The organism is Neorhizobium fuzhouense (genome assembly GCF_042611105.1).
GTDB lineage: Bacteria > Pseudomonadota > Alphaproteobacteria > Rhizobiales > Rhizobiaceae > Neorhizobium > Neorhizobium galegae_A.
The window spans coordinates 44,282-69,513 of record NZ_JBHFFP010000009.1 but is presented as its reverse complement, the minus strand read 5'-3'; the positions used below and the strand labels follow the sequence as shown (position 1 = coordinate 69,513).

General features: G+C 63.1%; 25 protein-coding genes. 12 read left to right on the top strand and 13 right to left on the bottom strand.

What is annotated here, in order from left to right; genetic code table 11:
- The first annotated feature begins 79 nt into the window (after positions 1–79).
- Positions 80–376 carry a type II toxin-antitoxin system RelB/DinJ family antitoxin gene (locus tag ACEXP3_RS16450; protein WP_210106437.1) on the top strand — a complete coding sequence of 99 codons (297 nt, stop codon included), beginning with the start codon at positions 80–82 and terminating at the stop codon, positions 374–376.
- On the top strand, positions 363–695 hold the full coding sequence (locus ACEXP3_RS16445; protein WP_377298247.1) for a type II toxin-antitoxin system RelE/ParE family toxin: 333 nt from the start codon (positions 363–365) through the stop codon (positions 693–695). Before ACEXP3_RS16450 ends, ACEXP3_RS16445 begins: the two co-directional genes overlap by 14 nt.
- A gap of 47 nt (positions 696–742) precedes the next feature.
- Here ACEXP3_RS16445 and ACEXP3_RS16440 read toward each other — a convergent pair whose 3' ends face one another.
- Positions 743–1,603 carry a glycosyltransferase gene (locus ACEXP3_RS16440; protein WP_377298246.1) on the bottom strand — a complete coding sequence of 287 codons (861 nt, stop codon included), beginning with the start codon at positions 1,601–1,603 and terminating at the stop codon, positions 743–745.
- 224 nt (positions 1,604–1,827) lie between these two features.
- On the opposite strand from ACEXP3_RS16440, the gene ACEXP3_RS16435 reads away from it, so the two are divergent.
- The 3 genes from ACEXP3_RS16435 to ACEXP3_RS16425 all read left to right on the top strand — a co-directional run bounded on the left by ACEXP3_RS16435 (position 1,828) and on the right by ACEXP3_RS16425 (position 5,555).
- Positions 1,828–3,474, top strand: coding sequence for a glycosyltransferase (locus ACEXP3_RS16435; RefSeq protein WP_377298245.1), 1,647 nt, complete (start codon positions 1,828–1,830; stop codon positions 3,472–3,474).
- Positions 3,461–4,282 carry a glycosyltransferase family 25 protein gene (locus tag ACEXP3_RS16430; RefSeq protein ID WP_377298244.1) on the top strand — a complete coding sequence of 274 codons (822 nt, stop codon included), beginning with the start codon at positions 3,461–3,463 and terminating at the stop codon, positions 4,280–4,282. Before ACEXP3_RS16435 ends, ACEXP3_RS16430 begins: the two co-directional genes overlap by 14 nt.
- 169 nt (positions 4,283–4,451) lie before the next feature.
- On the top strand, positions 4,452–5,555 hold the full coding sequence (locus ACEXP3_RS16425) for an extracellular catalytic domain type 1 short-chain-length polyhydroxyalkanoate depolymerase (protein WP_377298243.1): 1,104 nt from the start codon (positions 4,452–4,454) through the stop codon (positions 5,553–5,555).
- 64 nt (positions 5,556–5,619) lie between these two features.
- Here the strand turns inward: ACEXP3_RS16425 and ACEXP3_RS16420 are convergent, their stop codons facing one another.
- Together ACEXP3_RS16420 and alr are read right to left on the bottom strand one after the other, a co-directional pair.
- Entirely contained in the window at positions 5,620–6,906 is a 1,287-nt protein-coding gene (locus ACEXP3_RS16420) for a D-amino acid dehydrogenase (protein ID WP_377298373.1), read from the bottom strand.
- Positions 6,903–8,015: an alanine racemase gene (alr, locus tag ACEXP3_RS16415; RefSeq protein WP_377298242.1), complete on the bottom strand. Its 1,113-nt coding sequence runs from the start codon at positions 8,013–8,015 to the stop codon at positions 6,903–6,905. Before alr ends, ACEXP3_RS16420 begins: the two co-directional genes overlap by 4 nt.
- 135 nt (positions 8,016–8,150) lie before the next feature.
- On the opposite strand from alr, the gene ACEXP3_RS16410 reads away from it, so the two are divergent.
- Positions 8,151–8,612, top strand: coding sequence for an Lrp/AsnC family transcriptional regulator (locus tag ACEXP3_RS16410; protein ID WP_377298241.1), 462 nt, complete (start codon positions 8,151–8,153; stop codon positions 8,610–8,612).
- Positions 8,613–8,619: 7 nt separating this feature from the next.
- Here ACEXP3_RS16410 and ACEXP3_RS16405 read toward each other — a convergent pair whose 3' ends face one another.
- From ACEXP3_RS16405 to ACEXP3_RS16375, 7 genes are read right to left on the bottom strand one after another with little or no spacing between them, the layout of a single operon-like run.
- Positions 8,620–9,378, bottom strand: coding sequence for a copper homeostasis protein CutC (locus tag ACEXP3_RS16405; protein WP_377298240.1), 759 nt, complete (start codon positions 9,376–9,378; stop codon positions 8,620–8,622).
- A gap of 26 nt (positions 9,379–9,404) precedes the next feature.
- Positions 9,405–10,616 carry an MFS transporter gene (locus ACEXP3_RS16400; RefSeq protein ID WP_377298239.1) on the bottom strand — a complete coding sequence of 404 codons (1,212 nt, stop codon included), beginning with the start codon at positions 10,614–10,616 and terminating at the stop codon, positions 9,405–9,407.
- Positions 10,617–10,664: 48 nt separating this feature from the next.
- Positions 10,665–12,125: a M81 family metallopeptidase gene (locus ACEXP3_RS16395; RefSeq protein ID WP_377298238.1), complete on the bottom strand. Its 1,461-nt coding sequence runs from the start codon at positions 12,123–12,125 to the stop codon at positions 10,665–10,667.
- 22 nt (positions 12,126–12,147) lie between these two features.
- A complete protein-coding gene (locus ACEXP3_RS16390; RefSeq protein ID WP_377298237.1) occupies positions 12,148–14,067 on the bottom strand; it encodes a beta-N-acetylhexosaminidase in 1,920 nt (639 codons plus the stop codon).
- Between the two features lie 35 nt (positions 14,068–14,102).
- Entirely contained in the window at positions 14,103–14,879 is a 777-nt protein-coding gene (locus ACEXP3_RS16385; RefSeq protein WP_377298236.1) for an SDR family oxidoreductase, read from the bottom strand.
- 2 nt (positions 14,880–14,881) lie between these two features.
- Positions 14,882–15,745, bottom strand: coding sequence for a MurR/RpiR family transcriptional regulator (locus ACEXP3_RS16380; protein ID WP_210106451.1), 864 nt, complete (start codon positions 15,743–15,745; stop codon positions 14,882–14,884).
- A gap of 21 nt (positions 15,746–15,766) precedes the next feature.
- A complete protein-coding gene (locus tag ACEXP3_RS16375) occupies positions 15,767–16,153 on the bottom strand; it encodes a RidA family protein (RefSeq protein ID WP_210106452.1) in 387 nt (128 codons plus the stop codon).
- A 110-nt stretch (positions 16,154–16,263) separates the two neighbouring features.
- Between ACEXP3_RS16375 and ACEXP3_RS16370 the strand changes: the two genes are divergently transcribed.
- The 6 genes from ACEXP3_RS16370 to ACEXP3_RS16345 all read left to right on the top strand — a co-directional run bounded on the left by ACEXP3_RS16370 (position 16,264) and on the right by ACEXP3_RS16345 (position 22,887).
- Positions 16,264–16,749, top strand: a complete 486-nt coding sequence (locus ACEXP3_RS16370) for a hypothetical protein (protein WP_377298235.1) — start codon at positions 16,264–16,266, stop codon at positions 16,747–16,749.
- Positions 16,750–16,813: 64 nt separating this feature from the next.
- On the top strand, positions 16,814–18,283 hold the full coding sequence (locus ACEXP3_RS16365; RefSeq protein ID WP_377298234.1) for a M81 family metallopeptidase: 1,470 nt from the start codon (positions 16,814–16,816) through the stop codon (positions 18,281–18,283).
- 1 nt (position 18,284) lies between these two features.
- Positions 18,285–19,397 (top strand): D-TA family PLP-dependent enzyme, encoded by a 1,113-nt coding sequence (locus tag ACEXP3_RS16360; RefSeq protein ID WP_377298233.1) that lies wholly within the window; start codon positions 18,285–18,287, stop codon positions 19,395–19,397.
- A 129-nt stretch (positions 19,398–19,526) separates the two neighbouring features.
- Entirely contained in the window at positions 19,527–20,009 is a 483-nt protein-coding gene (gene greA / locus ACEXP3_RS16355; protein ID WP_377298232.1) for a transcription elongation factor GreA, read from the top strand.
- A gap of 111 nt (positions 20,010–20,120) precedes the next feature.
- Entirely contained in the window at positions 20,121–21,068 is a 948-nt protein-coding gene (locus ACEXP3_RS16350) for an MYG1 family protein (protein ID WP_377298231.1), read from the top strand.
- 469 nt (positions 21,069–21,537) lie between these two features.
- Positions 21,538–22,887 (top strand): alpha-glucosidase/alpha-galactosidase, encoded by a 1,350-nt coding sequence (locus ACEXP3_RS16345; RefSeq protein WP_377298230.1) that lies wholly within the window; start codon positions 21,538–21,540, stop codon positions 22,885–22,887.
- Positions 22,888–22,920: 33 nt separating this feature from the next.
- Here ACEXP3_RS16345 and ACEXP3_RS16340 read toward each other — a convergent pair whose 3' ends face one another.
- The 3 genes from ACEXP3_RS16340 to ACEXP3_RS16330 form a co-directional block, all read right to left on the bottom strand.
- Positions 22,921–23,334 carry a GNAT family N-acetyltransferase gene (locus tag ACEXP3_RS16340; RefSeq protein ID WP_377298229.1) on the bottom strand — a complete coding sequence of 138 codons (414 nt, stop codon included), beginning with the start codon at positions 23,332–23,334 and terminating at the stop codon, positions 22,921–22,923.
- Between the two features lie 96 nt (positions 23,335–23,430).
- Positions 23,431–23,664: a BrnA antitoxin family protein gene (locus tag ACEXP3_RS16335; protein ID WP_377298228.1), complete on the bottom strand. Its 234-nt coding sequence runs from the start codon at positions 23,662–23,664 to the stop codon at positions 23,431–23,433.
- A 96-nt stretch (positions 23,665–23,760) separates the two neighbouring features.
- Positions 23,761–25,227, bottom strand: a complete 1,467-nt coding sequence (locus ACEXP3_RS16330) for an aldo/keto reductase (protein ID WP_377298227.1) — start codon at positions 25,225–25,227, stop codon at positions 23,761–23,763.
- Positions 25,228–25,232 lie beyond the last annotated feature (5 nt).

The following is a 25,232-nucleotide window of genomic DNA, read 5'->3' as shown; positions in this document are numbered from 1 at the left end:
TTGGCCTGTCTTGCGGATGCACGGGCTTGAATGTCTCTCAATTGAGAGACATAATATCCATCGTCACATGGAGAGCCCGATGAGCAAGACGGCAATGCTGCATATCCGCGTCGATGAAACGCTGAAGGCCGAGGCCTCCGAAAAGCTCGCAAGCGTCGGTCTCACCGTGTCCGATGCCGTGCGGATCCTTCTGACACGGGTTGCCCGCGAAGGCGGCCTTCCGGCCGGGCTCACCAGCGATCCGGACGCCTATGACCGCTGGTTCCGCGCCAAGGTGCAGGAGGCGCTGGACGACAGCCGCCCGCCGCTTGCCCATCAGGACGTGATGGACGACATGCAGGCCCTTATCGACAGGAAGCGCCGTGCCCGTTCTTGAATGGCGCCAGACTGCGCGTGCCGATCTCTTTGCCCTCATCGATTACATATCCGATCACAATCCCGATGCGGCGCAATCGCTGAAAAACGAGATCGAGACTAAAGCCCTTCACCTGCTGGCCTATCCAAAATCCTGCCGCATGGGCCGGGTGGCGGGCACACGCGAACTGGTGGTGCGTGGCAATTATATCCTGATCTACGTCGAGGATGCACGCGCGGTCACCATTCTGCGCGTGCTGCATGCCGCCCAGCAATGGCCGCCGGCCGTGGGGGAAGTGGATGAGGCAGCCATCGGCGACGAGGGAGACGGCGAGGACTGAGCCTGAGATTGCGATAGGCCCGCCTTTTGCCCGTCAACCGCCGGCCATCACAGGCCCGATGCGGGGATGAGCTCCAGCAAAGCGGATCGAACCGCCTTTTCCCGCGCAGACGGACCATACTGCGCAAGCACGAAGCTGCGGCCCTCCTCGATCAGCCTCTTTTTCAGCGCCGGATTTTTGAGCACCTGCGCCAGCTGACGGGCAAATTCGTTAACAGTCTCTGCCGCAAGGTAATGCTGCCCGGCCTTCAGCCCGAGACCTTCCACGGCCTTTTGCGTGGCGACCACGGGGCAGCCGGTTGCCAGCGCTTCCAGAACCTTCAGGCGTGTGCCGCTGCCCTGGCGCAAGGGAATGGCCGCCACGGCAGCGGCCGCATAGATCGGGCGAAGATCAGCCGGATCCGCCGTCAACCGCGCGCCGCCCTCTTCCAGCAGGCGGGCAAGCTTGCCCGCCGGGCTTCGGCCACAGACATGCAAGCGTGCATCGGGCACCAGGCCGACAAGCTTCGGCATGATCCGGGCGGAAAGTTCGCGCACAGCAAGTTTATTCGGGGCATAGCCCAGATGGCCGACGAAGAGCACTTCATTGCCGGGCGAGAAAGCCGGGGCGGAGGCTGGCGCTTCCAGGCACCAGGCCGGAATGGGATTGGGCACAAGCACGAGGTGCCGCTTCTCGCCCATGCCCGCAACGAGATCCAGATCCTGCTGCGAGCATGTCCAGACCGCAGTCGCAAGCCGCACGGCCTTCCTGTCGGCGGCCTCGGCCTTCCGGAACCGCCGTACTGCGAGAAGCGCGCCGAGAGGGCGCAACCACCGGGGCCAGCGCGACAGGCGGATATCCCGGTAAAGCCGGCTTTCGACATTGTGGAAATCAACGATGATGGCAAGATCCGCAAAGCGTGCACGCACCCGTTCGATGGCGCTCAGTAAGCCGACGCCTTCAAAGATGATTGCCTGCGGCCGGTCGCGTTCGATGCACTCGATCAGGGCAACGATCTCATCCTCTGCAAGCGGACTGACGGTCGCCGGGAGACTTTTGTCGCGTCGCGTTGTCCGCGCAATAAAAATTCGGTTAGCGCTAGCAAACGCAGAGACGTCCCTATAATTAGCATTGTTACGAATTTCTCCTCCGGATGTTTTTCGGTCCCCCTCCGATAGCTCTACTTGCAGATATGACATCAATCCCAACCCCTGGCATTCCACGCATCTTGCATCAGACGTGGCATACATTTCCCGTTCCTATCGAAACAGGGGATACTGCAAGCTGGCAACGTCTTAATCCCCGCTGGCAATATCAGTTCTGGGACGATACCGCACTGCGCGATTTCATGGCTGGCCAATTTCCCCAGCTTCTGCAGGTCTATGATGGCTATGCCCATCCCGTGCAGCGGGCTGACCTTGCTCGCTACTGTCTGCTGAAACATTTTGGCGGCGTGTATGCTGATGTCGATACGCGTTGCCTGCAGTCGCTAGAGCCGCTGGCAGGCGATCCGCGCGTGATCCTGTGCGAAGAGCCGCGCGACAGGCAGCACCACGCCCATCGCCGCGGTCTACCGGCCCTCCTCTTCAACGGAACCATGGCAAGTCCCGCCGGCCATCCGCTCTGGGACGCCGTGATCGACCACTGCCTGCGCATGTCATCGCGCACGACGGGCCATGTGCTTGAAACGACCGGCCCTCTGATCCTCAGCGCGGCTGTCGCGCAATGGGCGCAGCCGGATGAGATCGCGCTGCATTCCTCGCATCTCTTTGCAGAAAGCGACAGCGACCGCTGCCCGCCGGCCGAGCGGTTCGGCCCGTTCCGGGATCTGTGTGTGTCGCAGCACTTCTGGCAAGGGAGCTGGTTCCGCGAGCGCCCGCCGCATGCTCTCAAACGCGCGGTGACCAAGCTGCGCAAGCTCCGTCATCGTCTTCGAGGCAGAAGGCCAAGGCTTGCGGCCCTCCGCGCCCGTATGGACGAAACCCTGCTGCACCGGGAGATCCCGGCAGACGAGCGATTTCCGAAAGTGACGATCCTGATCCCGGTGCGCAACGGCGCCTCCACGCTCGCACGCAATCTCGATGCCATCCTCGGGCTCGATTATCCAAAGAACCGCATCCAGATCGTCTATGGCGAAGGCGATAGCAGCGATGAAACGCCGGAGATTTTGAAGGGCCTGATTGCCCGCCATGCCGCGACATTTGCCGGAATGCGGCGATTGGAAACCCGCCGCAACGCTCCGCATTTTCCCCATGCCCGGCGGTGGCGGCCCGCCTTCCAGGCGAAGCGGCGTGCCGGTCTTGCGCGGGCACGCAACGAGTTGGTGCGACAGGTGCTCGCCGATGATTCAGACTGGATCCTGTGGATGGATGCCGATGTCATCGGCCTGCCGAGCGATCTGCTGACGGCGCTGCTTGCCGTGCGGGAAAAGATCGTGACGCCCGACTGCGTCCTTGAGCCGGATGGTCCAAGCTACGATCTCAACGCGTTTCTCGACATCGGAGAGCCGGGGGAGGTGGAGTATATGCGCCATGTCCGCGGCGGGATATTCCAGCCGCCGGTCAACTACTGGGCGCGGCGTCACCTGGACGACTTGCGCTATCTCGATCGCGTGCCGCTGAACGGCGTGGGCGGCACGGTCCTGCTGGTGCGGGCGGACCTACACCGGGCGGGGCTGCTCTTTCCGGAAACACCCTATCGCGATCTTCTCGAAACGGAAGGATTGGGTCAGTTGGCGCGGGATCTGGGCATCGTCCCGGTTGGCCTGCCAAGCGTTCAGGTGCTGCATGACCGACAGTGATCGTCCCGCGGGCTCTGCGCAGGCCGCGCGCACCGCCATCCTCATCCTCACCTGCAGTCTCTCTTCGGCAAAACGGCTGGAAAATGCCCGTGCGCAGGCCCATGATGTCTTCGGCCAGGCACCGGTGCGCGTGGTGGACGGGTTCATCGGCCGCGATCCGGAAATCGACCGGATCTATGATACGGAAAAGGCCCGCCGCTGGTGCAAACGCATCCCGACCCGCAGCGAAATTGCAGCCTATGCCACCCATCGGCTCGGCTGGCAGACGCTGCTCGACAGCGATTTCGACCATGCCCTTCTGCTTGAGGACGATTTCTACATTCGCGACCCCGAGATCGTGCGCCAGGCCGTCGATCGTGCCGGCGAATTGCTCGCCCAAGGGCGTCATATCGTCAAGCTCTTCGATTTTCCGCGCGACCGGTCGCGCAATCTCGGCGTCTGGACGCGCGCAGGCGGCATGTCGCTGGTCAAATGGCAGCGCACCCGCGCCGGTCTCGTCGGCTACCTGATCTCGCGGGAAGGGGCAAAGCGCTTCCTTTCCCGCAAGCGGGTCTTCCGCGTGGTCGATGAGGATATCAAGTTCTTCTGGGAACTCGGGCTCGATATCTGGTCCATTCCGGGCAACCCGATCTGCGAAACAGCCATGGTGCTCGGCGGAAGCCTGCTGCAGGAGGATAGAAAGCGGGCGCGGGGACGCAACCTCATGCGCTCGCTGAAGGGCATCGTGCTGACACTGCACCGAGACTGGTTTACGCGGTACCATTTCCGGCGCTACCGGCGCCTGCATCGGTCGACGGAAAGCACCTGATTTCGGCAGATGCCGGACGTCACCGAGCACACTGCACCACTGTGCTCCCCCGACCTGAGATCACTTTCATACAGTTCGATCATCTAATTTGTGCAATGCAGCAACAAATCCTGTAGAAAGGCGTTGGACACAAGGCTGCGCCATCCCGGTGCGGCGGCTAGGATTTAAAATGCGCTCTCTTTCCGATACGTTGCAACGGCTGGAACGCCTTCGCGCCCGCACGGGCCAGTTCGCCCGGCAACAGGGGGCGGACCCGGCTGGCGGTGCACTGACCTCCTTCACCGGTTTCGGCTCAAATCCCGGTGCACTCGGGGCAAAGCTCCATGTGCCGGACCTGATGGTAGGAAAGCCGCCGGTCGTCGTGGTGCTGCATGGCTGCACCCAGACGGCAGACGCCTATGACCAGGGATCGGGCTGGTCGAAACTCGCCGACGAGCAGGGCTTCATCGTTCTCTATCCCGAGCAGGCACGCGCCAACAATGGCAATCTGTGCTTCAACTGGTTCGTGCCGGAAGACAGTCGTCGCGGTTCGGGCGAGCTCGCCTCCATCCATCAGATGATCGAGGCGGTGATCGCGCGCCATGATGCGGACCCGAAGCGGGTCTACATCACCGGGCTTTCCGCCGGCGGCGCCATGGCGAATGCAATGCTGGCGGCGTATCCGGAGATGTTTGCCGGCGGCGCCATCATCGCAGGCCTACCCTTTGCAACGGCTGCCACCGTGCCGGAGGCCTTCGACCGGATGCGCGGCCACGGGCTTCCGGGCGAACAGGAATTGCAGCGCCGGCTGAACGATGCCTCCGACCACCAGGGGCCATGGCCGACCGTTGCGGTCTGGCATGGCACGGCTGACAGCACCGTTGCCGAAGCCAATGCGCAGGCCATTCTGGCGCAGTGGCGGGGCGTGCATGGCGTGGCCACGGATGCGGCCCATCAGGACAAGGTTGCCGGCCACGACCGCATTGTCTGGACGGATGCGCGCGGGCGCAGCCTTCTCCAATATTACCGGATCGGGGGCATGGGACATGGAACGCCGGTGGATGCCACGACCGGAATGGAAAAACCCGGTCCCTACATGCTCGACATCGGCCTTTCCTCTACCCGCATGATGGCGCAGAGCTGGGGCCTGATGCCCGATGGCATCAAGGCTGAGGTGGGTAGCCGCCGGGCAGCGTCCAAGCAGATGCCGCCGGACACCCGCACCACGCATGCAGCAGGCAGCATTCAGGGCCTTATCGAAGGCGCGCTGCGCTCAGCTGGCCTGATGCGGTAACACGAAAAACATGCCGCGCGCCGTGCGGGCGCGGGGCAGCCCGGTCAGGGGTCTGAAGATCGGGTCAGGCGGCGTAGCGGGATACCGCCAGATCCTTCGTCTCGATATCCGCCTTGTGGCCGCTGACGATGTCGGCAAGCACCTTGGCCGAGCCGCAGCTCATCGTCCAGCCCAGCGTGCCATGGCCGGTGTTGAGGAAGAGATTGCGCACGCCGGTGGCGCCGATGACCGGCGTGCCATCGGGCGTCATCGGGCGAAGGCCAGACCAGAAGTCCGCCTTCGTCACATCGCCGCCGGGGAAAAGATCGGTGACGGAATGTTCGAGCGTGCGCCGGCGCGCCAGGCCCAGATCATTGGTATAGCCCGAGATTTCAGCCATGCCGCCGACGCGGATCCGGTCACCAAGCCGGGTGATGGCGATCTTGTAGGTCTCGTCCATCACGGTGGATTCCGGCGCGCGCGTCGCATCGGTGATCGGAATGGTCAGCGAATAGCCCTTGACCGGATAGACCGGCAGGCGAATGCCATGCGGCTTGACGAGCATCGGCGAATAGCTGCCGAGCGCCACCACCACGGCATCGCTTGTGATGCGGCCGCGACCGGTGATCACTCCCTTCACCGTGCCGCCCTCCACCTCGAGCGCCTTGATGTCGACGCCCCACTGGAAGGTGACACCGAGTTCCTCCGCCTTTTTCGCCAGCGCATTGGTGAACTTGAAGCAGTCGCCGGTCTCGTCCTTCGGGGTCAGAAGCCCGCCGACGATCTTTTCGCGCACATGGGCCAGCGCCGGCTCAGCGCGGATGCAGCCGGCCGGGTCGAGCACTTCATAAGGGATGCCGTCGGCGGCAAGCGCCTTCACGTCCTTGGCAGAGGCTTCCAGCTGCGCTTCGGTGCGAAACAGCTGGAGCGTGCCCTGCATGCGCTCGTCATAGGCAATGGCCGTGTCTGCACGCACTTCGGCAAGTGCCAGACGGCTGTAATCGGCAAGGCGCAACATGCGGCTCTTGTTCAGCGCATAACGCTCCGAGGTGCAGTTCGCCAGCATGCGCAGCATCCAGGAGAGCATGGCCCGATCCAGCTTTGGACGCAGGATCAGCGGTGCATGCTCCATGAAGATCCATTTCAGCGCCTTTTGCGGAATGCCGGGGGCCGCCCAGGGCGAGCAGTAGCCGAAGGACACTTCGCCGGCATTGGCAAAGCTCGTTTCCAGTGCTGGACCGGGCTGACGGTCGAGAACCGTCACCTCATGGCCGGCCTTTGCCAGGTAATAGGCGGAGGTGACCCCGATGACGCCGGCTCCGAGAATGGTGATCTTCATGGTTTTCCCCTTTTTATTGTGTCGTTCGGTCAGCGGTACTGGCGGAAATAGCGGTGGCCGAGGCCGGTCAGGATCTCCCAGGAAATCGTGCCGGCGGTTTCCGCCACCTCTTCCAGCGTCTGGTGCTGCCCGATGAATTCGACGAGGCTGCCAAGCGCCAGCATGCCCGGTTCAAGATCGCTGATGTCGATGATGGTGCTGTCCATCGAGACGCGTCCAACGATGGGGAGGCGGTGACCCTTGAAAAACAGCGCCCCGCGATTGCTGAGCGTGCGCGGCAAACCGTCCGCATAGCCGAGCGCGACGGTGGCAAGCGTCCGTTCGCTGTCAGTCACATAGGTGGCCGAATAGCCGACGGCGGTGCCGGCCGGCACGGTGCGGGCCTGGATCACGCGTGCCTCGATCGTCACCACCGGCTCCATCGGCCGCTCGAGGATATCGGTCGGGCGTGCGCCATAAAGGGCAATTCCGGGGCGTACCAGGGCGCCGCGATAGCTTTCACCGAGAAAGGCGCCGGCGGAATTGCCGAAACAGACGGGCACGCCCGGGAAGATGCTGGAAAAGCGGCGCATCATCTCGGCCTGGGCCGCATTGTGCGGATCCTCCGCCTCATCCGCGCACGCGAGATGGCTCATGATATAGAGGATGTCGATACCGGAAAGCAGCGCCGGATCAATAGCGAGAGCCTCCGCCTCGACGCTTGCCATGCCGAGCCGGGACATGCCCGTGTCAAACTGCAAGAGGGCCTTCAGCCTCTCTCCGACGACCCCGGCTGCTGCGCGCCAGCGCATCACCTGCTCCAGAGAGTTGAGCACGGGAACGATACCGCGTGCGGCGCAATCCTCTTCGGTGCCGGGCTGCAGGCCGTTCAGCACGTAAAGGACGGCATCGCGTGGCAGAAGCGGGCGAAGGATGACAGCCTCTGCATATTGCGCGACAAAGAAATCCCGGCATCCTTCCGCGTAAAGCGCCGGCGCCACCACCTGAGCGCCCAGCCCATAGGCATCGGCCTTTACCACGGCGGCGGCTTTGGCCGGCGAAACGGTGGTCGCGATGCGGCGGTAATTGCGCTTGAGAGCCGACAGATCGATGGTGAGGATGCCCGGCGCACCGGCCTTTTCCCACGTGATGGAATGCGACATGTCCATGGCAACCCCGCGCAACTGATAGAAAAAATGTAGCGCAGAGAATTTGCGCGTTTTGAGCATATCTTGCGTGAAAGACGCAATAATGCTCAATTCGAGCGCAAAACCACCATCATTCCGAAGGAAACGCGCATGGCCGCGACACTGGACGCCATCGACCGCAACATCATCCGCCTTCTGCGGCTCGACGCGCGCATGAGCAGTTCGAAAATGGCCGAAGTGGTGGGCCTTTCACCGTCGGCCTGCCTGCGGCGCATCAAGCTGATGGAGGAGGCGGGCATCATCCGCGGCTACACGGCGCTGATCGGCTCCGGCGAGGAAGGCAGCACACTGGCGGTGATGATCAATATCACGCTCGATCGCCAGACGGAGGACTATCTCAACCGATTCGAGGATGCGGTGCGCAAGCGCCCGGAAATCCGCGAATGCTACCTGATGACCGGCGACTGGGACTATTTCCTGCGCGTCGAGGTGGAGAGCCCGAAGGAATTCGAGGCGATCCACACCGATATCCTGTCAAAACTTCCCGGCGTCACGCGCATCCATTCGAGCTTTTCGATCCGCAACGCCTTGGCACGCGGCAAGCGCGGATAACCGGGCTTCAGGCGGTGGCGCGGGCGCCGAGGCGACGCGCGGCAGCGGCGTCAAACAGCATGGCTCTCAGGGCGCGAACGGTCGCGGTGTCCGTCTGCAGCATCTCGCGCGCTGCAAAGCTTAAGTCCACCAGCTGGCTGTCGCCCTCGATGAAGCGGGCCGAACAGGAGGCGTGGAGTTCGCTTATGTCCATCCGCTCGAGAAGGGGTCCGGCCGTCTGCGGGCGAACGCCGGATCCGGGCATGATGGTGATGCGATCACCCGCCTGCGCCATCAGGGCGGCCAGCATGTCGATGCCCTCCAGCGCCGTCTGCCGGCCGCCGGAGGTGAGGATGCGGGAAAAGCCAAGACCGATCGCCTCTTCCAGCGCCTGCGGCTTGTCCGGCGTCAGATCGAAGGCGCGGTGAAGTGTCAGATCCAGCCCTTCGGCATGGCGGCAGAGTTCGCGCAACGTCCTCGTATCAAGCCGGCCGTTGGTGAGGCTTGCTCCCAGCACGACGCCGGTCAGGCCTGCGGCCCGCGCGGCGTCGATATCGGCCTTCATGATGGCGATTTCCGCGGCCGAAAAGATAAAGTTGCCGGCGCGCGGCCGGATCATCGCCGTGACGGCCACATCCTGGCAGCCGGCGAGATCCATGAAGCCACGCGAGGGCGTCAGCCCGCCGACCGACAGCGCCGAACACAGCTCGATACGGCCGGCGCCGCCGTCGAGGGCTGCAAAAAGTCCGGCGGCATTGTCGACGCAGATTTCAAGGATCGGCTGCACGGTGCCTGGCACTCCCGTTCTATTGCTCAAACCATCCGCTTCCTGGACCCGCCGTCGAGCACAATCAGCAACACGACGCCGGCAAGTCCGAGCGCGGCACTCAGGATGGATGTCGCGCCATATTCACCGATTCGGGTGCCGATGGCGAATACCACGGCGCTGAGCCCTGCGCTTAAGAACATGTTGACGGCAATCAGCGAACTGCCAAGGCCCGGCCGGTCGGCAATCAGGTCCTGCAGATAGGTGATCGGCAGGCTGATGATGGCGGCCGCCGCAATGCCGCTCAGCACCGTCTGGGCATAGACATGCCAGGTGGCGCTGGAAAGCCCCTGCAGCACCATGTAGACGACATAGAGGCTGGCCCCGAGCGCCAGCGCCGTGACGGCGCGCATGTAGCGTTCCGCCTTGCCCCAGACGACAATGAAGATGATCTCGAGGAAGGCAACGATACCGACGATGATGCCGAGATCGGCCACCGTGCCTCCGGCCTTGCCAGTGACGATGAGCGGGCGCACGGTATCGCTGACATAGAGCATCGAGCAGATGAGCGAGATGGAGATCACCCTTAAGAGCACGCGCGGCGCCATGACCTCACCCAGCGAGGCAAACACCTTGTAACGGTCTTCATGGTGGCGCTCGACCGGCGTTTCGCCACGCGGCAGGAACCAGAGAGCAAGCACGAAGCAGACAAGCGCGGAGGCGGTTGCCACCAGATAGGCCGGCAGCATGCTCGGCGCTTTCATCAGCATCAGGCCGACGAGCCCCGGCATCAGCACCCAGGAGAGCGAAATGGTGGCGCGCATGGTGGAATTGACGGCAATCAGCGCCGAGGGGCTGAGCCCCGTCGAGCTTGCCCGCACATTGGCAAAGATCAGCGAGTTCAGCGCGCCAAACACCGGCAGCAGGATGAGCTTCGACACGACGAAGGCCGGAGCGCTCGCCATGAGGTAGACGATACCGAAGCCGGCGATGCCGAACAGCGACACATAGACGATGGAGGTTCGATAATCACCGAGCCGGTCGGAAAAGATACCCATCAGGACGCTGGCCGTGACATTGATCACGGCCGCCGCCAGCATCAGAAGCGCGTAGCCTCCATCGCTCAACCCCAGTTCCTGGATGCCGATGATCGACTGGTAGGGGGAAACGGCCGCTCCCGTCGTCCCGAAGAAGAAGATGGCAAGGGCGCTGACCCGCAACGACGGGTTTTTGAAGCTTGCCCGAAGGGCCGCGCTCACGCGGCACCCCGGCGGGCAAAGGAGTATCGAGGCATATCTGGCGGGGCCTTACGGTTTCGGGACAAGCGCTTCGGCAAAGCGCGCCGAAGGCCGGGGATCGGGGGTATACTCGAAATTCTTGACGAAGGGATAGCTCGGCATCGTGCGGCGGGTATTGCGGATGCGTTCGATATCCTGGTTGATCACGCCATCGGTGAGCGCCATCAGGTTGGGATTGGCGATCGGCGCAAGCTCCGGCGACAGATAGCCGGATTTGACCACCAGAAGCCGCACCGCCTGCGGATCGATGCCGTGGCGGGTGAAATCAGCGAGATTGTGGTAGGGCCGGCGCTTGGCCGCGAGGATCAGCGTGATGCCGCCGATGGTGACGACGGCCTGCCGTTCACTGTCGACGCCGGTGTCATCAAGGCGGACGACCGTTGCCTGCGCCGTGACGGACGGACTTGCCGGATCGAGCGAGCCGCCGATCTTCAGGCTGAGCACCGCGCCGACACCCGCCGCAAAGCAGGCGTCAACCGCCGGGCGGTCGGTGATGCCGCCGATCACGGCCCCGTCGAAATCCCTCTCGATCAGCGCCTTCAGCACATCGGCGCGGTCGCCAACGCCGCCGCCGGTCGGGTTGTCGCCGGAATCGGCGAGGATCACCGGACGCGTCTGCGTCTTGTCGACGATTTCCAGCATGTCGGCGAGCGGGCCGGTGACAGGGCCAAACTGGAAGTCCGCCCTTGCATCCCAGTAGCTCTTGGCAATCTCCGAGGCGACCTTGGCGGCTTCCGCCGAGTCCGTTGCGGTCACCACGGCGCAGGCCGTGCCGCGCGGCTCGTCGGCCCAGACATAGCCGACCATGAGGTTTGCGTCCCAGATGCCGGGGCGGTCATCGTGTCCGGGCAGTTTGAGGTAGAGGCCCTTGGCCGGCTCGTCTTCCGTGGAGGTCCGCTCGCCGGGCAGGAGCACCGGTACCTTCGCCCAGACGACGCCCGGCTTCTCACCGGTCCTCAGCGTCTTTGCAAGCATCGACCAGGCGCGCACCATGGTATCGCGCACATCGATATGCGGGGCGGTGCGATAGGCGGCAAAGATGTCGAGCTGGTCGATGATTTTCTGGGTGACATTGCCGTGCAGGTCATAGCTGGCTGCAACCGGAATGTCCGGACCGACGACGGCGCGGGCGGATGAAATCCAGTCGCCTTCGGCGTCGTCCATGCCTTCAACATTCATCGCGCCATGCATGGCGAGATAAAGCCCGTCGAGCGGCAGGCTTTTCTTGAGGAGGTCAAGAAACTCCGCCTTGAATGCCTCATAGGTGTGGCGGGCAACGGGACCGCCCGGCACGGCACGGGCATGGAGCAGCGGCAGATGCTCAATGTCATCGGCCTTCAGGAAGCTGAAATAGTCGGCGCCGAGAAGCTCATCCCCGCGCAGCACGCGAAAATCTTCCGGCTGCATCAGCACGGGCGAGGAGGTCGAGCATTCGGTATGGATGCCGCCCACGGCAATACGATAGGTCATCGAAACAGTCCTTTGAAGAAAATCAGAGTTTTGGCACCAGCGGAGCGATGGCGGCAAAGCGCAGCCAGTCCTTCCGGTCCTTCGGCGTCCAGGCGGCTTCGGCAATCGCACCGAGGCGCGGGAAGACCAGATGGTTGAAGTAATCGCGATTGAGGAAATGCTCCGACCAGATGCAGGCCTGTACGCCGCGCATGCGCGGCTTCAGCTCCTCGGGAAATTCGCCCACGGCCTCATAGGTATAGGTGTGCTGCGGCGGCACCGTGCCGGCCCAGCTGGCGCCCGGCTCCTGCCATTCGGTGGCCTGCACCATGTCGAGATAATAGGCCTGTCCGGGCGTCATCACCACGTCATAACCCTCACGGGCAAGCTCGATGCCGACCTCCGGCTTCTGCCAGGCCATCAACAGCGTACCGGCCGGATCGACGCCGCCACCGTGCGATACCTCGTCCCAGCCGGCAAGCTTGCGGCCGCGCTCGGCAAGCATGCCCTGAATGCGCTTCATGAAATGGCTCTGCAGGCCGAACGTGCCCTCAATGCCTTCCTTCTCCATCAGCTTGCGGGCCAGCGGCGAGGCCATCCATGTATTGGCCGCCACCTCGTCGCCACCGATATGGATGAGCTTTGACGGGAAAAGCTCGACCATCTCGTCAAGCACCTTGCCGAGGAAGACATAGGTTTCCTCGATTGCCGGGTTCAGCGCATTGTTCGGATAGCCTTGCACCGAGCGATAGCTGTCGGGGGCTTCCTGTCCGTCGACGAGGTCGGGAAGGGCGGTGAGCGTTGCCGTACTGTGGCCGGGAATGTCGATCTCCGGAACGACCTCGACATGCAGCGATGCCGCATGGGCAACGATCGCCTTCACATCCTCCTGCGTGTAAAAGCCGCCGACCGGCTGCGCGCCATTGCCGAGCTGCGGCAGCATCGGCTCGTCGGGGCCACGCAGAACGCCGAGCGTCGTCAGCGTCGGATAGGCCTTGATCTCCAGCCGCCAGGCTTCGTCATCGGTCAGGTGCCAATGGAAGACGTTGAGACGCAGCCAGGCCAGGATATCGATGAGGCGGGTTATGTCTGCCACCGGATAGAACTGGCGCGAGACATCCAGATGGCAGCCGCGCCAGCCATACCGCGGGGTGTCGTTGATAAAGCCCGATGCCGGAAACGCAAATGTCTGGGGCTCCAGCCGCGCACCATGCAGCAGTTGCGCCAGTGCCGTGAGGCCATAGGCGCGGCCGGCCGCATCGCCATAAGTCAGCGTAATGTCGGAGCCGAAGTCGAGGCGGTAGGTTTCCTTGGGGAGTGTGGTGTCGGCGACAAACTTCAGCGCCCTGCCCTCATGCACGCTGCCCAGCGCAAACGGCGCATGACCGACCGAAAACAGGCGGCGATACAGCGCGCCGACGGCCTGCATGGCCTTCTGGTCGTCCAGGCTCGTGCCGTCTGCGGGATAAAACGCTACGGGAAAGGTTTCGCCCGCCTGAAGCTGTGCCTCGGCCGGGTAGGGCAGCAGGGCGAAGGGTTCCGTCACCTTGCCTTCCGGCAGAAGTCGTGGTGCCGGTTCGCTGTGACGGCCGGCCAGCATCAGGTCGTCCACGGCGACATCCACATGGGTGCCGTCGGCAAGCGTCAGATAGGCGGATTTTGCGCCATCGGTGCGGTGGCGCGCAGGGCGCCAGAGGCCTTTGACCGAAAACTGCCAGGCGGCACCCGGCTCAAGCACGAAGCCGTCCAGCGGCGCGAACTGATGGAAATTGGCATTGCGCCGCAGGAAACGGGCATTGCCGCACGCCGGCTGATCCTTGACGCGGGTGAGCGAGGTATAGGCGAGCGTGAAGCCGGAAATCGGCGCATCCGAGAGATTGACGAGGGTGAAGACGAAGCCGCCGCCGTCATCCCCTTCGATCGGAGCCCAGCTGTTCTCGAGACGAAAGTGTGCGTCGGCCATGGTGGTTCCCCTTATGCTTATGGTGGTCGAACGGGTCAGTAATTGTCAGATTGCGAAAAGGTGCGGGCCATTTCCGCCTGGCCGGCGGTCAGCCCGCAATCGACGGGAAGGCACACGCCGGTAATGGCGGATGCCTGGTCGCTTGACAGAAAGTGGACGGCATTGGCCACGTCTTCGGCGGTCGCAATGCGGCGCAGCGCATACCAGCGCTTGGCTTCCTCGAAGACCTGCGGATTGGCGGCGGCGCGAGCCTCCCAGGCCTGCGTGCGCACGGTTCCGGGTGCGACTGCATTGGCGCGGATGCCGAATTTGCCGTATTCGACGGCGACAAGCTTGGTGAAATGGATGAGGCCGGCCTTGGCGGCGCTATATGCCGGGTGGCCGAAGACGGCCATGCCGTTCACCGACGCGATGTTGATCAGCGAGCCTTGCGAGGCCTTCAACGGCTCTTCCAGCGCGCGAAAGGTGAGAAACGCCGCTTCGAGGTTGAGCGCGCTGTCCTGCCGCCAGATATCAGCCGTCGTATCGCCAAGCGAAACGGCACGCGCTGCGCCGGCATTGTTGACGAGCGTCGTCGCACGGCCAAGCTCTTCGACCTTTGCTGCCATGCGGCGCACGCTGTCTTCATCCGTGACATCGCAGGCAATCGCGACAAAGCTTGGTGCGCCGCCGAGTTCCGCGGCCGCCGCCGCCAGCGCGCCTTCATCGATATCCACCAGCGCCACCACGTCATGGCTTCCCGACAGGCGCCGTGCAATGGCCCGGCCGATATCGCCCGCGGCCCCGGTGACGATGGCGACGGATGCAGGCATGACTAGTCTCCGAGGATCTGCCGGTCGTCACCGTCGCGGTGCTCGACCAGCTGCTGCTTGATGTGGCGAAGGGTGACGGTGGAGCGCTTTCGGTTGCGATAGGCAACGAGGCTGGCGATCACGTCGATGACGGCAAGGAAGGCAAAGCGGGTGGAGGTGGGGCGAAAGATATTCTCGCCCTCCGGCAGGTCGATCCCGATCACCAGCTCGGCTGCGGCGGCAACGGGGCTGTTGCTCTGGGTGAGCGCAATCGTGCCGATGCCGTTTTCGCGCGCAAGGGTAAAGCAGCGCACCAATTCGGCATTGCGGCCGGAAAAGGAGGAGCCGATGATAACGTCCTCAGGCTGGGCGGCGGCCGTCAGCATCAGCTGCATATTGTGGTCATTGCTGGCCGTCACCCGCGAACCGAGGCGAAACAGGCGGTTCTGCAGCTCGCTCGCCACCATGGAGGAATTGCCGCCGGAGCCGAAAGCATAGATCATCTGCGCCCGCGACAGCTTTTCGGCCACGCGATCCAGGAGGGCAGCGTCCAGCGCCCGATGCATCATGAAGAGCGCGTTCTGCGCCTTGGTAAACACATCCTCGGCGACATCCGCCGGTTCCGTGCTCTTGGCGCCCGGATTGAGGTAGCGCACGCCGATGAAGGCGGTTTTCGCCAGCCGCACCTTGAATTCGGAAAAGCTCTGGCAGCCGAGCCGGCGACAGAAGCGGGTGACCGTGGGCGGCGACACTTCCGCCCGCTCGGCCAGCTCGATGATCGAGGCGTTGACGGCAAAGTCGAAATGATCGAGCAGGATATCGGCGATACGCTGTTCGGACGGCGAGAACTGGTCGCGGTCTTCCTGTATCGTCTCGAAAATATCCATGCGACCTCCCCGGATCCGAAATCAGGATTTCGGCTTGTAGGCGATACAGTCGATCTCGACCTTGCAATCGACCATCATGGAGGCCTGAACACAGGCGCGCGCCGGCGGGTGCTCGCCGAAATAGCCCTGGTAGATCTTGTTGAAACTCCAGAAATCGCGTGGATCGTCGATCCACACGCCGCAGCGCACGACATGCTCGACGCCATAGCCTGCTTCGTGCAGAATGGCGATGAGGTTCTGGATCGCCTTGTGGCTCTGCTCTACAATGCCGCCGGAGATGATCTCGCCATCCTCCATGGCCACCTGGCCGGAGACGTGCAGCCAGCCATCGGCTTCCACGGCGCGCGCAAATGGCAGTCTCTGACCGCCGGCGCCGGCTTTTTCTGCACCGTAACGGGTGATGGTCATACGGCCCTCATGCAAATTATTTTCTTCGATTGTTGACACTGGACCATAATCCTCGGATTTTGACCAGAGTTTTTCGCATGTCATGAAAAGAATTTAGACAAGAGGCCCCGATGCGCGATCCCTTCCAGAATCCCTTTCCGCCTGAAGACGAAGCCCGCCACGCCATCTGGCAGATGCTGGTGCCGCGCGATATCGACGCTTTTCTCGCCGCCGACTGGTCGATGGTCGCGGATGATTTTGTCGAAGAGGGTTTTATCGGCATTTCCGGCAATCGCGACGGCAATCCCGACAACTGGCGTCTGGCCTTTCCGACCCTTGCCGCCTACCGCGAGGAATGGCTGCGCCAGGCGGCAGATTTTGCGCAGCAGTCCTATGGCGAAGATCCGCGCGTTGCCATCTTCACCACCACCACGCTGGAAGAGATCGAAGTCTCTGGCGACACGGCCCTGGTGCGCAAGAAATTCGATGGCGGCATCCGAAAGGCCGACGGCACCCTCGACGTGATGCGCTGGCAGACGCTCTATTACTGCCGCCGTCACGAGGGAGCCTGGAAAATATCCGGCTTTACCGGTTATCTGCCCAACCCGATGGGCTGATCTTCTCATTCAGTCCGGTCCCGCTGACCAAGTTCCCTCGTGTTGACACCAGAAAGCAAACCCTGTGCGCATCTTTACGGCCGCCCTTGCCACGGAAACCAACACCTTTTCGCCGATCTGCGTCGATCGCCGGGCGTTCGAAGAATCGCTTTATGCGCCTCCTGGAGAACACCCGGAAACGCCGACGCTCTGCACCGCACCGATCACCGTCGGGCGGAAGGTCTGCGCGCAAAAAGGCTGGACACTGATCGAGGGCACGGCGGCCTGGGCGGATCCGGCGGGTCTCCTGAACCGGCAGGCCTATGAGAGCCTGCGCGACGAGATCCTGGCGCAGTTGCAGGCGGCCATGCCCGTCGATGCCGTCGTGCTCGGGCTGCATGGCGCCATGGTTGCCGACGGTTATCTCGATCCGGAAGGCGACTTTCTGACGCTCATCCGTGACATCATCGGGCCGGATATACTTCTTTGCGCCGAGCTTGATCCGCACAGCCACCTCACGCAAAAACGCGTAGCGGCGGCTGATTTCTTCGTCGTCTTCAAGGAGTTTCCCCATACGGATTTCGTCGATCGCGCCGAAGATCTGTGGCGTATCGCCGTCGATACGCTGGAGGGCCGCGTAAAACCAGTCATGTCGGTATTCGATTGCCGGATGATCGACGTGTTTCCGACCTCGCGCGAGCCGATGCGCTCCTTCGTCGACAAGATCAAGCAGATCGAGGCAGACGACCCGGACGTGCTGTCGCTGTCCGTCATCCATGGCTTCATGGCCGGTGACGTGCCCGAAATGGGGACGAAAACCATTGCCGTGACCGATGGCAAGGCGGAAAAGGGCCAGCATCTGGCGCGCGCGCTGGGGCTTGAGCTGTTTTCCAAGCGCGGCACCTTCATGATGCCCTCGATGGACGAGAAGGAGGCCGTGACACGGGCGCTTCAAATCGAGAAGGGCCCGGTGGTGATTGCCGACATGTGGGATAATCCGGGCGGCGGCACGGCGGGCGATGCAACGGTGGTTCTCGGCGAGCTTCTGGTGCGCAGCGTCACCAATGCCGCTGTCGGCATGATCTGGGATCCGATTGCCGTGCAGATCTGCATGGCAGCGGGCGAAGGCGCCGAGATTCCGCTGCGTTTCGGGGCAAAATCCGCGCCCGGTACCGGCCACCCGATCGACGGCATCGTGAAGGTGGTGAAACTGGTGCGCAACGCCGAAATGCGGTTTGGCGACAGTATCGCCCCCTTTGGCGATGCCGCCCATATCCATCTCGAGGGCATCGACGTGATCCTGAGCTCGGTCAGGGTCCAGAGCTATGATCCCTCGCTCTATACGGCGCTCGGTATCGATCCGACACAGAAGCAGCTGCTGGTGATCAAATCCACCAACCATTTCTATGCGGCCTTCTCGCGCATTGCCAGCGAGATCCTTTACTGCTCGGCCGGATCGCCTTATCCCAACAACCCGGCGACCAACCCTTACCGGCGGGCGCGCCGCGACATCTGGCCTATCATGGCCGACCCGCATGGCACGGAGGCCGCCTGACATGGACCTGGACAGCACATTTCCGCCTGAACTTCCCACGGCAAAGCCCGGCGATGCGCTGTCATCTCTCTCCACGCCGCTGCCGGTGATCGACGAGGACAGGCTTGCCGCCAACATCCTGCGCGTCCAGTCCTACATGGACAGCCATTCGCTGAAATTTCGCCCGCATATCAAGACGCACAAGATCCCGGCCCTTGCCCGCCAGCAGGTTGAGGCGGGGGCGACGGGCATCAACTGCCAGAAGATCACCGAGGCGGAGATCTTTGCGGATGCCGGCTTTCAAGACATTCTCATCACCTTCAACATTCTGGGGCCGGAAAAGCTGGCGCGGCTTGCGGCCCTCAATGAGCGGATTTCGGGCCTCAAGGTGGTTGCCGACAGCATCGTGACGGTAACCGGCCTTTCGGCCTATTTCACCGGCCGCAAGCCGCTCACCGTTCTTGTCGAATGCGACACCGGCGCCGGCCGCTGCGGCGTGCAGACGCCCGATGAAGCGGCGGCCCTTGCCCGCGGCATCTGGGCAAGCAAGAGCCTGCGCTTCGGCGGCCTGATGACCTATCCGAAGGCGAACGGCGAAGAGGCCGTCGAATATTTCTTCATCGCCACCATGGGCTATCTTGCCATTGACGGCATCGACTGCGCCATCCGTTCGAACGGCGGCACGCCGAGCCTGTTTTCCGCCCATCTGGTGCCGTCCGCCACGGAGCACCGCGCCGGCACCTATATCTACAACGACCGCTCGATGGTGCGGGCCGGCCATTGCACGCTGGATGACTGCGCCATGCATGTGCTGGCAACCGTCGTGTCGCGACCGACACCGGATCGCGCCGTGCTCGACGCCGGCTCCAAGGCGCTGACGTCTGATCTCCTCGGCTTTTCCGATTACGGCCTGATCGTCGAATATCCGGATGCGGTGATCACCGGGCTTTCGGAGGAACACGGCGTGGTCGATCTGTCGCGCGTCGACGGCATCCGGCCGGAGATCGGCGAAAAGGTGCGCATCGTGCCGAACCACACCTGCGTCATCTCCAACCTCTTCAACACCATGACCTTTCACCGCAATGGCGTAGTGACGCGCGTGGAAGAAGTGGCTGCCCGCGGTCTCGTCTGGTAGAAGCCCCCGTCCCGTTTCACCGGGTCATGGGTGCATCTTTGGCGCTGACACCCTATATGGGAGGGATCCGGCCGCGTGGTCGCGGCCCCTGACGCTGCGTCCGCGGCTGTCCGTAACGGGAGTTGAAGCGTGAGTGTTGCCTTCGTCAAGGAAGAGAGTGCGGAAACAGCGGCCGAAACCCAGCTGCCGGACCGCGTGATCTCGCCCCACCCCAACCTTGTCACGCAAAGCGGATTGCAGGCACTGGAGCAAAAGCTTCAGGAGGCGCGCACCGCTCATGACGCGGCAAGCCTGATCGAGGACGTCAACGAACGGCGACGCCAGATGGCAGGCCCGGCACGCGACCTGCGCTATTTTGCCGAACGCGTCCACACCGCCCAGGTGATGCCGGATCCCACATCGTCGGAAACGGTTGCCTTCGGCAGCACCGTCAGCTTCCGCCGCGACGATGGCCGCGCCCAGACCTACCGCATCGTCGGTGAGGACGAGGCCGATCCAGGCACCGGATCCATCTCCTATGTCTCACCGGTCGCAAAACTGCTTCTCGGCAAGCGGCTGGGCGATGTGGCGCTTCTCGGCGAACAGGAGCTTGAGATTACCCGGATCGCCTGAGCCGCGGCTCCCATTCCTTCAAGTTGCGGCAGAAGGGTTGAGATCCCCGCCAACAATGGCTATCCGGTCGCCTGCACCCCCGTTGCGTTTCGAACCGAAGGCCAAAGCGGCATGAACCCTCAATTCCTTGTCACCCATTCGGGTGGCTTCCATGCCGACGAATTGCTGTCGAGCGTCATCCTCACCCGGCTTTTTCCTGAGGCGCGCCTCGTGCGCAGCCGTGCACCCGAATGGATCACACCCGAAAGCGACCGCATCATCTACGATGTCGGCGGCGCCTATGATGCCGGCGCCGGCATTTTCGACCATCACCAGCGCGGCGCGCCGCTTCGTGAGGATGGCAAGCCCTACAGCTCCTTCGGGCTGATCTGGAAGCATTTTGGCCGCGATTATCTGAGCGCCTGCGGTATTTCCGATCCGCATCTCGACACGGTGCATGCCTCTTTCGACAAAAATTTCGTGCTGCCTGTCGATCTCCTCGACAATGGCGCGATTGATCCTTCGACGGCCGGGCCGCTTTCCGCGCTCACCCTGCCGGCACTGCTCGAAACCCTGAAGCCGGTGTTCGACGACAAGGCGCCAGACGCCGACGAGCGGGCCTTTCAGGCAGCCCTTGCCATTGCGCGCAGCTTCGTGGAAGCGGCGATGGCCCGACAGGCCGCAAAGCTTCGTGCCGAAGCCATCGTGCAATTGGCCATTGAACAGGCGGGAGAGGGGCGCATTCTGGAACTGCCGTCCGGCATGCCGTTCCGCCCGGCCGTGGTGAAGGCCGGTGCCGATCACCTGCTCTTCGTCGTCCATCCGCGCGACAAGGACTGGTGCCTGACCGGCATTCGCCGCACGGACGAGGGGTTCGAGCTGCGCGCCGATCTGCCGGCTTCCTGGGCGGGCCTGACCGGAAGTGCGCTGGAGGAGGCCTGCGGCGTCGTCGGGGCAAGCTTCTGTCACAATGGCCGTTTCATTGCCGCGGCAAAAACCCGGCAAGCGGCCCTTGCCATGGCCGATCTGGCCGTCGCAGAAGCGCTAGCGCAAAGCGGCACGACGCCTTCTGCCGCCTGACATCTGCATGCGGCTTGCTTTTACCCGTCAGACCGCAACCGGGTCTGACGGCCGGCGTCCCCTCACACCTTGCGCAGGTTGTGCAACGTGTGGCGACCGCCCGACAGCGAATCCGTGCGGACGGCGGGACCACGGTCGATCAAATCTTGCAGCACAAAATTACCCGTGAAAGCATAATCCTCATCTGGCCCGGCTCTCAAATAAAGGCATAATCGCCGCTGGAGGGGGAGGTTCTGTGCAGACATCCGGAAAGGGGTGTCCGCATGGCCCGGTTTTTCCAGAGGTTTTAGGCCGGTTCGTAGCGGATATCGTCGCGTCTTTTGATGATGTCCAGTCTGCCGATCTGCCGGCCACGTGACCGGTTCGGATCGGCGTCAGAAACGCTATCCTCGGTGACGGGCGACCCGATATCGCGAGATCCTCCAGAAACTTTTCAAATCGCCTGAGGGCGGACATGCCGGAGGAAGACATGGCAGGACAACCGAAAATCACCTTCATCGGCGCGGGATCGACGGTGTTCATGAAAAACATCGTCGGCGACGTACTGCAGCGCCCGGCGCTGTCTGAAGCGCGCATTGCGCTCATGGACATCAACCCGCAGCGGCTGGAGGAAAGCGCCATCGTCGTCAACAAGCTGATTGCGACGCTTGGGGTGAAGGCGACGGCAGAAACGTTTTCCAACCAGCGCAAGGCGCTCGAAGGGGCGGATTTCGTCGTCGTCGCCTTCCAGATCGGCGGTTTCGAGCCCTGCACGGTGACCGATTTCGAAGTGCCGAAAAAATACGGCCTGCGCCAGACGATTGCCGACACGCTCGGCGTCGGCGGCATCATGCGCGGTCTTCGCACCGTGCCGCACCTCTGGAAGATCTGCGAGGACATGATGGCGGTCTGCCCGAATGCCATCATGCTGCAATATGTGAACCCGATGGCGATCAACACCTGGGCGATTGCGGAAAAATATCCCTCCATCCGCCAGGTCGGTCTCTGCCACTCGGTGCAGGGCACGGCGATGGAGCTCGCCCACGATCTCGACATTCCCTACGACGAGATCCGCTACCGCTCCGCCGGCATCAACCACATGGCCTTCTTCCTCGAATTCGAGCATCGCCAGAAGGACGGCAGCTATCGCAATCTTTATCCGGACCTCCTGCGCGGCTACCGCGAGGGCAGGGCGCCAAAGCCCGGCTGGAACCCGCGCTGCCCCAACAAGGTGCGCTACGAGATGCTGACGCGGCTTGGCTATTTCGTCACGGAAAGCTCGGAGCATTTTGCCGAATACACGCCCTATTTCATCAAGGAAGGCCGTGAGGATCTCATCGAAAAGTTCGGCATTCCGCTCGATGAATATCCCAAACGCTGCATCGAGCAGATCGCCCGCTGGAAGGGGCAGGCGGAAACCTATCGCTCGGCCGACAAGATCGAGGTCAGCCAGTCGAAGGAATATGCCTCCTCCATCATCAATTCGGTGTGGACGGGCGAGCCTTCGGTCATCTACGGCAACCTGCGCAACAATGGCTGCATCACCTCGCTGCCGGCCGAGTGTGCCGCCGAAGTGCCGTGCCTTGTCAACCATAACGGTATCCAGCCCACCTATATCGGCGAACTGCCGCCGCAGCTGACGGCGCTGATGCGCACGAACATCAACGTGCAGGAACTGACGGTGCGGGCGCTCACCACCGAAAACCGCGAGCATATCTACCATGCCGCGATGATGGACCCGCACACGGCCGCCGAGCTTGACCTCGACCAGATCTGGTCGCTGGTGGACGATCTGCTCCTGGCCCACCGCGACTGGCTGCCTGAGTGGACGCAAGCCTGAGGCAAACGGCAGCACGGTTAGGGGGCAGCTGCTCTACAGGCGCTTTTGTAAGAAGGTGCGGCGGCGGCCGGCGGGGAAATTTGCAAGCTCTCCGAACACCTCATAGCCCTGCCGCCGATAGGCTTTTTCGGCGGCGGGGTTGAAGGTGTCAATAAAGGCGGCGCCGCAGCCGCGTGCGCGCGCCTCGTCTTCCGCGGCCTGCAGCATCTGGCCCGCCAGTCCCTGCCCACGCAGGCTTTCCCCGACCCAGAGCCATTGCACATAAAGCCAGCCCCAGGCCGTATAGCCGTTGAGGCCAGCCGCCAGCGTGCCATCCGGCGCCTTCACCAGCACGCTCAAGGCGCGCCGATCGGCCGGCCCGACATCCTGCTCGTTGAATGCCGAGAGCTGGCTGCCAATGGCGGCGACATCTTCGGCCGATGCGCTATCCGTGACGAGAATGTGCATGACATATGTCCTCAATAACTGACGACCCCGCGTGAGCGGCCCGCCCGACGGGAGGAGACGCCGTGCGTCTCACAAGGGCGCAGCGGAAATTTGCAGTCAGATCTGGGAGATCATCGCCGCTCGCAGCGCGTCGTTGATGCGATCCTGCCAGCCGGGACCGCCGTCCTGATAAAAGGCGATAATGTCGCTGTCGATCTTCAAAGACACCAGTTCCTTGGCATTCGGCACGCGCGGGCGCTCGACCGCCGGCGCGACCGGTTTCTTTACCGGCTTGAACAGGGCTTCGGCGGCATCCTTCGGATTGACGGGGCGGCGGGGCGGAGGTGCCATAGCATGGGGTCCTTGCGGTGTGACGAACAGGTCTTCTTCGCCGTTATAGCAGTTTGGCCGCGCCGTCATGCGAAAGAAGAGGGAATGAGGTGGCAATCACGCCTCCACGATGGCCTCCACCTCGATCTCCACCTCATAATCGCCGATCAGGTTGCCGGCCTCGATCAGCGTATTGGCCGGCAGCACCGTGCCGAACACGCGACCATGCGCGCGCGACACCGGCTCCCATTTTTCGGCATCCTTCAGGTAGATGCGGGTACGGACAACATCCTCCATCTTGGCGCCCAGCGGATTGAGCGAAGCGGCGATCTTGTCGAGGATATAGGTCGCCTGCGCGCCTGCATCGCCGGGCGCCACGCAACGGTCGGTTCCGTGGGTTGCCGTTGTTCCGGAGACAAGCACGCGGTTGCCGATCCGGACCGCACGGCTGTAGCCGGCGATCGGCTCCCAGATGCTGCCGGAGGAAACCCGCAGGCGGCCCGGGCGACCCGGCACCGGCTCGGCCTGATAGACGGACGGGATGGCATCGAGATGATGGCTGAGATCGCCGGAGGCCGTCAGGAAGGGCGGCTTGCGGTACTCGTCGCCGCAATCGCCGGGGATCGGCTTCGTGCCTGCAAAAGCCGCATCCAGCAGGGCGTGATCCTCCGCATCCAGCGCGAACCGGAAGACGTTGAGGTTGTCGTCGCGATGCTCGCTTTCGCCAAGCCGCGCGCCGATGATGGTGGCCGCCACCGCCGGATGCTCCAGCACCCAACGGCTCGCGACGTTCGACAGCGAGACGCCATGCTTCCTCGCAATCTCGGAGGCGGCGCGCAGGATCGCCTGATAGGGCTCCCAGCCACCGGCCGTATCGATGAAGCGCTTGTATTTCGAGCGGCTCCAGTCGGCAATGGAGGCGGGCTCCGGCTGGCCGAGCCACTTTTCGGAAAGAAAGCCGCCGCAGAGCGTGCCATAGGCGAGAAGCTTCACGCCGCTTTTGGCGCAGAGATCCGACAGGGCGCCGGCGGCGCGGCGGTCGACCAGCGAGAAGGAGACCTGGTTGCTGGCGATCTCGATACCATCGGCCAACGCCAGCGAAAGATGCGCCGCATCGACATTGGTGAGGCCGAGCGCGCCGATCAAACCTTCCTGCTTCATCGCCTGCATTTCGTGGAGCGCATCGAGCCAGGCCGGATGTTCGAAGGTCCACCAGTGGAACTGCAAGAGGTCGATTTTTTCAACGCCGAGGCGCTGCAACCGCTCTTCCACGCCGCGCCGCACGATGTCACGGGTCATCACGCCGGGTTCCGGGCACCATTTGGTGAAGGCGCGCGGCTTACCACTGCCTGCCGGAAACCGCTTCAGCAGATGTCCGGTGATGATTTCGGCAGAGCCATAATGATCGGCCATGTCGAAGGTGTCGAAGCCGGCGCGGGCATAGGCCTCCAGCGCATCGGCGCCCTGTTCGGGATCGATGGTCGTGCCATCCTTCTCGATATCGGCCACCTGCCAGAGGCCGCAGACGAGACGGCTGATCTCCAGACCGGGGGCAAGAAGGGTGCGTTCGGGACGGGCGTGCATGAGGG

Bases quoted from the DNA above. Each gene is read 5' to 3' on its own strand.
- ACEXP3_RS16450 (WP_210106437.1), top strand. From the start codon at position 80: ATGAGCAAGACGGCAATGCTGCATATCCGCGTCGATGAAACGCTGAAG.
- ACEXP3_RS16435 (WP_377298245.1), top strand. From the start codon at position 1,828: ATGTTTTTCGGTCCCCCTCCGATAGCTCTACTTGCAGATATGACATCA.
- ACEXP3_RS16430 (WP_377298244.1), top strand. From the start codon at position 3,461: ATGACCGACAGTGATCGTCCCGCGGGCTCTGCGCAGGCCGCGCGCACC.
- ACEXP3_RS16425 (WP_377298243.1), top strand. From the start codon at position 4,452: ATGCGCTCTCTTTCCGATACGTTGCAACGGCTGGAACGCCTTCGCGCC.
- alr (WP_377298242.1), bottom strand. From the start codon at position 8,015: ATGTCGCATTCCATCACGTGGGAAAAGGCCGGTGCGCCGGGCATCCTC.
- ACEXP3_RS16410 (WP_377298241.1), top strand. From the start codon at position 8,151: ATGGCCGCGACACTGGACGCCATCGACCGCAACATCATCCGCCTTCTG.
- ACEXP3_RS16395 (WP_377298238.1), bottom strand. From the start codon at position 12,125: ATGACCTATCGTATTGCCGTGGGCGGCATCCATACCGAATGCTCGACC.
- ACEXP3_RS16390 (WP_377298237.1), bottom strand. From the start codon at position 14,067: ATGGCCGACGCACACTTTCGTCTCGAGAACAGCTGGGCTCCGATCGAA.
- ACEXP3_RS16385 (WP_377298236.1), bottom strand. From the start codon at position 14,879: ATGCCTGCATCCGTCGCCATCGTCACCGGGGCCGCGGGCGATATCGGC.
- ACEXP3_RS16380 (WP_210106451.1), bottom strand. From the start codon at position 15,745: ATGGATATTTTCGAGACGATACAGGAAGACCGCGACCAGTTCTCGCCG.
- ACEXP3_RS16375 (WP_210106452.1), bottom strand. From the start codon at position 16,153: ATGACCATCACCCGTTACGGTGCAGAAAAAGCCGGCGCCGGCGGTCAG.
- ACEXP3_RS16370 (WP_377298235.1), top strand. From the start codon at position 16,264: ATGCGCGATCCCTTCCAGAATCCCTTTCCGCCTGAAGACGAAGCCCGC.
- ACEXP3_RS16360 (WP_377298233.1), top strand. From the start codon at position 18,285: ATGGACCTGGACAGCACATTTCCGCCTGAACTTCCCACGGCAAAGCCC.
- ACEXP3_RS16350 (WP_377298231.1), top strand. From the start codon at position 20,121: ATGAACCCTCAATTCCTTGTCACCCATTCGGGTGGCTTCCATGCCGAC.
- ACEXP3_RS16345 (WP_377298230.1), top strand. From the start codon at position 21,538: ATGGCAGGACAACCGAAAATCACCTTCATCGGCGCGGGATCGACGGTG.
- ACEXP3_RS16340 (WP_377298229.1), bottom strand. From the start codon at position 23,334: ATGCACATTCTCGTCACGGATAGCGCATCGGCCGAAGATGTCGCCGCC.
- ACEXP3_RS16335 (WP_377298228.1), bottom strand. From the start codon at position 23,664: ATGGCACCTCCGCCCCGCCGCCCCGTCAATCCGAAGGATGCCGCCGAA.
- ACEXP3_RS16330 (WP_377298227.1), bottom strand. From the start codon at position 25,227: ATGCACGCCCGTCCCGAACGCACCCTTCTTGCCCCCGGTCTGGAGATC.